This is a genomic window from Streptomyces tendae (assembly GCF_014650435.1).
In the GTDB taxonomy this organism is placed as follows: Bacteria; Actinomycetota; Actinomycetes; order Streptomycetales; family Streptomycetaceae; genus Streptomyces; species Streptomyces tendae.
This window is the reverse complement of the sequence record NZ_BMUY01000120.1, coordinates 1-545: the sequence shown is the minus strand read 5'-3', so window position 1 is coordinate 545 and position 545 is coordinate 1. Positions and strand designations below refer to the sequence as shown.

The following is a 545-nucleotide window of genomic DNA, read 5'->3' as shown; positions in this document are numbered from 1 at the left end:
CAGGCCGCGTAGCGGTCGGCCAGGCGGACGACGGGGGCCGCTTCCGCGCCGGCCTGCCGGGCGAGGCGCACGATCCCGGCGTAGGTGCTGTCCTGCTCGGTCGCCGTGGCCCGCAGGTCGAAGGCCCCGCCCGCGTTCACGACGCCGCTGCGCACCGGCTGCCCGGGCTTCCGTTCCACCGGTGCCGACTCGCCCGTGAGCACCGACTCGTCCAGGACGGCCGCCGGGCCCGCCACCTGCCCGTCGACGGGGACGACCTCGCCCGCGCCGACGACGAGGAGATCCCCCACGGCGACCTCGGAGACGGGAACCGGGCGGACCTCGGTCCCGGTGCGCCGACGGGCGGTGCGGGGCGTGTGCGCGAGCAGCGCCCGCAGATCGTGGGACGCGCGCCGCTGCGCGGCGGCCTCCAGCGCGCGCCCGGTGGCCAGCATCAGACCGATCAGGGCCCCGGCGAGATACTCGCCGACGGCCAGGGTGCCGCCGAGGGCCAGGACCGCGATGAGGTCCACTCCCGCGTGGCCGCGCCGCAGCGCGGCCACCAC

At 78.3% G+C, this 545-nt stretch carries 1 protein-coding gene; it reads right to left on the bottom strand.

Features of this window, described 5'->3' with window-relative positions:
* The coding region (locus tag IE258_RS40925; protein ID WP_444545815.1) for a P-type ATPase actuator domain-containing protein at positions 1 to 545 on the bottom strand (545 nt) is incomplete at both ends.